The sequence below is a fragment of the Trichococcus sp. genome (assembly GCF_049684335.1).
In the GTDB taxonomy this organism is placed as follows: Bacteria; Bacillota; Bacilli; order Lactobacillales; family Aerococcaceae; genus Trichococcus.
In genome coordinates, this window is the sequence record NZ_JBAVFV010000026.1 from 1 (window position 1) to 5,736 (window position 5,736).

General features: G+C 45.3%; 8 protein-coding genes and 1 pseudogene. 1 reads left to right on the forward strand and 8 read right to left on the reverse strand.

From position 1 onward, the window contains the following. From WBM30_RS04985 to WBM30_RS05005, 5 genes are all read right to left on the reverse strand, one after another. Positions 1-506: YutD family protein (locus WBM30_RS04985; protein ID WP_424899656.1), on the reverse strand; the 506-nt coding region annotated here is incomplete at its 3' end. A 9-nt stretch (positions 507-515) separates the two neighbouring features. Further along, positions 516-1,904, reverse strand: coding sequence for a bifunctional metallophosphatase/5'-nucleotidase (locus WBM30_RS04990; protein WP_424899657.1), 1,389 nt, complete (start codon positions 1,902-1,904; stop codon positions 516-518). Positions 1,905-1,943: 39 nt separating this feature from the next. Next, entirely contained in the window at positions 1,944-2,447 is a 504-nt protein-coding gene (gene ybaK, locus WBM30_RS04995) for a Cys-tRNA(Pro) deacylase (protein ID WP_424899658.1), read from the reverse strand. 150 nt (positions 2,448-2,597) lie between these two features. Further along, positions 2,598-3,041 carry a MarR family winged helix-turn-helix transcriptional regulator gene (locus WBM30_RS05000; protein ID WP_068561182.1) on the reverse strand — a complete coding sequence of 148 codons (444 nt, stop codon included), beginning with the start codon at positions 3,039-3,041 and terminating at the stop codon, positions 2,598-2,600. Between the two features lie 172 nt (positions 3,042-3,213). Then, positions 3,214-3,612, reverse strand: a complete 399-nt coding sequence (locus WBM30_RS05005) for a hypothetical protein (protein ID WP_424899659.1) — start codon at positions 3,610-3,612, stop codon at positions 3,214-3,216. Positions 3,613-3,781: 169 nt separating this feature from the next. On the opposite strand from WBM30_RS05005, the gene WBM30_RS05010 reads away from it, so the two are divergent. Then, a complete protein-coding gene (locus tag WBM30_RS05010) occupies positions 3,782-4,144 on the forward strand; it encodes a YbaN family protein (protein WP_424899660.1) in 363 nt (120 codons plus the stop codon). Between the two features lie 29 nt (positions 4,145-4,173). Here WBM30_RS05010 and WBM30_RS05015 read toward each other — a convergent pair whose 3' ends face one another. The 3 genes and pseudogenes from WBM30_RS05015 to WBM30_RS05025 form a co-directional block, all read right to left on the reverse strand. Next, complete coding sequence (locus WBM30_RS05015; RefSeq protein WP_424899661.1) at positions 4,174-4,596, reverse strand: hypothetical protein; 423 nt, start codon at positions 4,594-4,596, stop codon at positions 4,174-4,176. Positions 4,597-4,759: 163 nt separating this feature from the next. Further along, positions 4,760-5,530, reverse strand: a complete 771-nt coding sequence (locus WBM30_RS05020) for a MurR/RpiR family transcriptional regulator (RefSeq protein WP_424899662.1) — start codon at positions 5,528-5,530, stop codon at positions 4,760-4,762. A 20-nt stretch (positions 5,531-5,550) separates the two neighbouring features. Further along, positions 5,551-5,736 (reverse strand): annotated as a pseudogene (locus WBM30_RS05025) (DJ-1 family protein); the annotation flags it as partial.

Consider the following 5,736-nt stretch of genomic DNA (forward strand, 5'->3'; position numbering starts at 1 on the left):
GTTTGAACAGCTGTATCAGCAGGCAATTCTTCTCTGTTCGCTTCCCGGTTTTTGCGTTTGCGGTTGCGCTTTGTTTTTGTGATTTTTTCTTTCTCAGTACGCGTTTTTTCGATCACAAAATAGGCACATCCAAAATTGCAGTACTCATAGAGATAATCCTCCAGGAAACTGATTTTCTTGTCTTGGGATACTTTGCTGTTGTTGTTCCTGTAAAAGCCTTTCAGGCGTAATTGTTCATAGCCCCAATCCCCAACAATATAATCGTACTTGCTTAGAATGGACGTATATCTTCCAGCCAGCGCTTCAGCATCAAAACCTTCACGATGATCGATGCTCAGTTCGTATTCTTGTGTTCCCACTAAAAGACGCTTGTCGTCCAATAACTTAACGATTTCTTCCTCTTCGTTACGGTCGCTTGTTTCTGATTCACTATCATCCGCAATAGTTCCCAGCAAGGAGTCTACTTGCGTTTTCAATGATTCATCCAGTAATTCCTTTTTATCCATGATAGCACCTCACTTTTCTCTCATTATGGGAAATTTATCTTCTAAATGCAGACCGAACACATCCCGTAGGAAATATGGGAACAACAGACGGCTGCGGCCTTCGTTTTCGATTGTCGGGAAATAGGTGATGTAGCGAAAATGGTCCACCGTTACAAAGGTGATGTCCTCCTCATCGGAAAGCTCCCTGCCTTCAACCATCACATGGTTTGTGACCGGATCAATATCGAAGCCGCGGTAGCAGAGCTCCCCGAAAATCCTTCCCCGGAAACCCATGCCGGTTATTTCCTTCGTCATCAGTTCTTCGCGCTGCGCTTCCATTTCCTCAATCATGACTTTGAAATCCCGCCCCGTCAGCGTACATTCCAGCAAGCGCATCGGATGCGGCAGGATTTGATGCAGATGATTTTTGGTGATGATTCCTTCTGGCAGATCCTCCAGGAACAGTCCAGAGTTCAGTATGCCGAATGGCGTGCCGGCATATTCTGTCACAGCGTCCAATCCCAACAGCAACAAATCGTTGATGTGGCCTTCATCCGCTTTGAGCCGTTCTGGATTGTCCGCAATCGGGATGGCCGACAACAGTTCCTCTCCACGTTGCTGCAGTTCCTCGACTTCCTCTAGATCGCCAGGTTTTTCCGGCAAATTTTCTGCTTCGATCAATTCCGCTTTGCGATCCAAAATCCTGTCGGAATCATAGCTGACCGTCACATGACCGATATACTTACCGAACTTACCCGCTCCCAGCAACAGGGACTCATCCACATGTTTGCCTTCCGGCAGCACATGATGGGTATGCGCTCCGATGATGATAGGAATGGAACGGTACATTTCGCCGATATGGATGTCCTCGATGATGCCGACGTGCGACAAAAGGATGATCAAATCGACGGACGGCGCGACTTTCAACAAAATTTCAGGCAAGACTTCATCCGATTCTTTAGGGTCCCAGCCGTTCGGGACATAGCTGAGATAGAGAGGTGCCGTCAAGCCGATGATCCCAACCTTCAGGCCACTGGACAAAGTCTTGAGCAGATACGGCTGCGCCCAAGTCGGCAAGGCATCCGTTTCCGGATCATAGAGATTCGCCAGCACGACCGGGAATTCGGCATCATCATAGAGTTCGTCCAATTGCCGTTTGTCGTTGCCGATCCCTTCATTGTTGCCGATTGTCACCGCGTCGAACGGAACCTGATTCAACAATTCGATGTTTGCCTTGCCGTTGGTTGCTTCCGTCAATGGATGCACCCTGTCGCAGGCATCGCCGATGTCGAAGAGCAAAACCTCTTCTCCGTTTTTTTCATGAAAGGCCTTCTTCTCCAACAAAAAACGCCGGATCTTCGGCCAATTGTCAAAATGCGAATGCAGATCATTGATATGGTAGATATGCAATTTCTTCATGATACGTTCTCCTTTTCCGTTGACAAAGAGGAACGTGCTTCATTCATCTTTCTCTTGTGTAATCTCTTCAATTTTAGCGTGCGCTGCAGCCATCAAACCGGCAGGACTGAGCTCGATCTGCGTTCCGCGTTTACCACCGGACACGAGCACGCTCTTTTCATCAAGTATATGGTGGGACAAATAGGTAGGGAATGCTTTTTTCATCCCGATCGGCGAACAGCCGCCCCGGATATACCCGGTAGTCGCTTCCAGATCCTTCAAAGGCAGCATTTCAATCCGTTTATTGCCGCTGACTTTCGCAAAAGCCTTCAGGTCCAGTTCGTTCTGCGCCGGGATGACCCCAACGACAACGCCGGTCTTATCGCCGACCGCTACAATGGTTTTGTAGACCGCGCCGGCATCCTGACTCATTTTTTCAAGGACGGACAGCGCATCGAGGTGGTCCTCCGACCAAGCGTATTCATGGACTGCGTAATCGCACTTCTGTTTATCCAACATGCGCATCGCATTTGTTTTGGTTATTTTCTTATTTTTCACTGTCATCTTTCCTTTTTGTCTGATACTGCCTATTTTACCATATGTATAGGGATTGCATCCGGAAAAAGTGACGGTTCCTGCATAAAAAAGCGCAAAAAAAGAGACTTCCCAGCTCAATGCTACGGCAGTCCCTGATGTTTTGACGCTGGATTCTGATCAATGCTCCAAGTTTTCGGCATGTAGCCCTACTCGTTTGGCCAAGTCGATGAACGTTTCTACTTCTTTATCTGAAAGGACAGAAAATATATCTGCGATATACGCAGCATGCAATGGGAAAATGCGGTCCATCAATTTACGTCCTTCTTCGGTGATGGCTGTAAAAATAACGCGGCGGTCAGTTGCACATGGGATACGTTGCACCAGCCCTTTGCTCTCTAGTTTATCGACAACGTACGTCAAACTGCTGCTGGCAAGCAAGACTTTCTTTCCGATGTTTTGGATCGGTTGCTCCCCTTTATGATACAACAATTCCATTACGGCGAATTCGGAAAAATTCAAACCTTGCTTCATCATATCTTTCTTCAGTTTGTCCTGTACATGTTGAGATGACTTAAATAACACAGTAAGGGCCTTTAAAGTATCGCGATCTGTTGCAGACATCGTAACACCTCCCTTTTTTATTTCGATTTCGAAGTAATAATAGCATGAAAGAAAATGTTTGTCAAAATATACAAACGCTTGCATGATGGAAATTATAGCGATCGGTCCAAAAATAAAAAAACGCACGGATCGACATCCAAAGTCTAATCGTCCCGTACGGTTTTATAAATTGCTATGAAAGCTTCTCACTCCACCCGAAATACAAAACAGTCAGGTAAAGAATCAACGTCAACAACATGGCTACGGCAACATAATACCCGTAGAGCACAACGTCGAGGAATATCATACCGTTGGATATCAGCGGCGACAGGATGATTCCTGCCAAAAAAATCAGTTCCGCTGCCAATAATAGCAGCACATTGGTTTGCCTGAACCTGAATAGAAAAAAATACGTAAGCAAACTCAGGACAAATAATAATAGCACGAAATAATTTTGTGAATAAAACCGATAGCCGGATGTCGGGTCCAACGCGAATGTTTCATAATTTGGGAGCAGGATCCAAGGCATAAACAGACTGATTCCAAAAACCGCAAACAGTAAACCCAAAATTACAAGAGATGTATTTTTCATAATAGCTCCTTCTTGGTGATGAATCAGGACTTCCCTAATACACACGCTCCGCCAAATGTACTATACTATCTGAATAGTATATCACAAACAATCTTCATCACGAGAATATTGTTAACTATAAGCAACAAAAATCATCTGGTTTTTGCCAGACTTGAAGGAGACTATCCATTTGAAAAAATACCTATACATCGGCCTGGGCTTCTTGACGTTCGGTCTCGGGACTGTCGGGATATTCTTGCCGTTCCTGCCTACAACGGTCTTCTATCTGCTATCCGGCTTTTTCTGGGTCCGCAGTTCGGACCGTCTGCATCAGCAATTCATCGAATCGGAAAAATACAAGCAATACATCGAGGGGCCGTTAGTAAAGAAAAACATCACGAACCCAGGAATGATCCGGATGTTCGTGATGATGCTCTTTGTCTTTGCAATCCCTTTTGTGCTGACCGACAGCGAATTGTTGCGCATCGTACTGATAATCGTATACTTGGCCCACCTGATCGGATTGACCTGGCATTTGCGGTTCAGAAAATAACAACACTCACTACAAACTCCACCGTCAGATCAGGTCTTGTCAACAGTTCCGGATAATCGCTTGCCACTTTCCGAATGGTCCTCCTCGCGTGATAGATTCGAAATGACTTCCCGGATCAGTTGGGGCTGGACTTCATAGGAATAGGGCTTGTGGATACTTTCCTTCCAAGTGTGCGCCCCTTTTCCGAACACACCCAGATTAACCGCAGGGATCGAAAGCTCCAGGATATCATCGGTCGGCAAGGGGCATATGCTTTCCATACCCTGAAAATTTTGGATCAATGTCAAGATTTCCTCTTTGGTTTCGCTCATGGACAGGTAGCTGCTGTCGGAAGTCGTCATCAAAGAAGACATCCTGGCGGGGCGCATCACCATTTTATCGACTCCGGTCGAATCGTTGAAAATCAAAACGAGAGTGATCTTCCGGACGGACAACCCGATGCTGCGCAGCATCGAAGATTGTCTGCAATTGATTGTCGCTGAAATGAGCAAATCCTAGCGATTATGCGGATTGGGCCTGTACCGTCTGGGTCTGTTTTGTTTCAGTAACTGAACCGATTCACCTAAAAAAGCAGCGATCATCATTCAAGAAGGATCGCTGCTTTTTGATATTTATCTATTCCTTTTTCAATTGTGCATACTCCTGGCCGATTAGGCTGGCCACGTAATCCAACTGATAAGGATGACTGGCATAATCTTGACGAGAAGAGAATGTTAAGGTGTCCGATATGAATTTCGGATATTCCTTCTGCTGTCCGGTAACCATCCATATTTTCGGGATATCCTTACCTTTAAGAATATTCCGCTGGTTGTCATAGTCAAAGTAGGACCCTGTATAGGTGAAAAGGATAATCAAATGACTTGAATCCGCATTAATAATGTAATTAAGCTGCTCTGCGTAGGATATATTTGTATAAATCTGTTTCCGGAACATCAGCAGATCGCTTTGGAGGATGATTGCGGCCGTTTGAGCTTTCAACAGCCCGAAGACGGCCACTTCATCGTATTGCTGGATATCTTTTGTCAGTTGCATCAGTTTGGAAGTCGTTATCGACTCCTCCACCATGTCGATGCTCGTTTTGATATGTTCACCCAAAGTGTGGATCCGTTTATCCATTGAAACATCCTCTGAAAAACCGGTATAGTCGAATTCAGTGGATTGAAGTAAATCCTTCAGCTCGACGAACCCATTCAACCCGATTTCTTTACAAAAGCGGGAAATCGAGCTGGGAGCAACATTGCAGTTCTCGGCCATTTCTTTGATGCCTATATTTTTCATGTTGTCCAGATTCCCTAATATAAAAGTCGCGATTGTACTGTTGATCGAACCTCTTTTCTCTGCAGCAATGGCACTTAAAAATACGATGGGGAGCTTCCCGTAAAGCATGATTTCACCTTTCCTTTACTTCACTTTCCTCCAGCAAAGTTGTAGAGCATTTTTTCTTTCATTTGGCTGACATCTTCCCCTAACACCTCAGCGATTTTATAAGCAAAAGGATAGGGAGTAGCCGGGCCTTGGCTAGTGATGATATTTTGATCAAAGACAACAACTTCTTCTTTAAAGATACCACCTTTCAGCTTTTCCGCATAGCC

Excerpts from the sequence above, each read along its gene's own strand:
- WBM30_RS05015 (WP_424899661.1), bottom strand. The coding sequence starts at position 4,596 with ATGCTGCGCAGCATCGGGTTGTCCGTCCGGAAGATCACTCTCGTTTTG.
- WBM30_RS05020 (WP_424899662.1), bottom strand. The coding sequence starts at position 5,530 with ATGCTTTACGGGAAGCTCCCCATCGTATTTTTAAGTGCCATTGCTGCA.
- WBM30_RS05005 (WP_424899659.1), bottom strand. The coding sequence starts at position 3,612 with ATGAAAAATACATCTCTTGTAATTTTGGGTTTACTGTTTGCGGTTTTT.
- WBM30_RS05000 (WP_068561182.1), bottom strand. The coding sequence starts at position 3,041 with ATGTCTGCAACAGATCGCGATACTTTAAAGGCCCTTACTGTGTTATTT.
- WBM30_RS04990 (WP_424899657.1), bottom strand. The coding sequence starts at position 1,904 with ATGAAGAAATTGCATATCTACCATATCAATGATCTGCATTCGCATTTT.
- ybaK (WP_424899658.1), bottom strand. The coding sequence starts at position 2,447 with ATGACAGTGAAAAATAAGAAAATAACCAAAACAAATGCGATGCGCATG.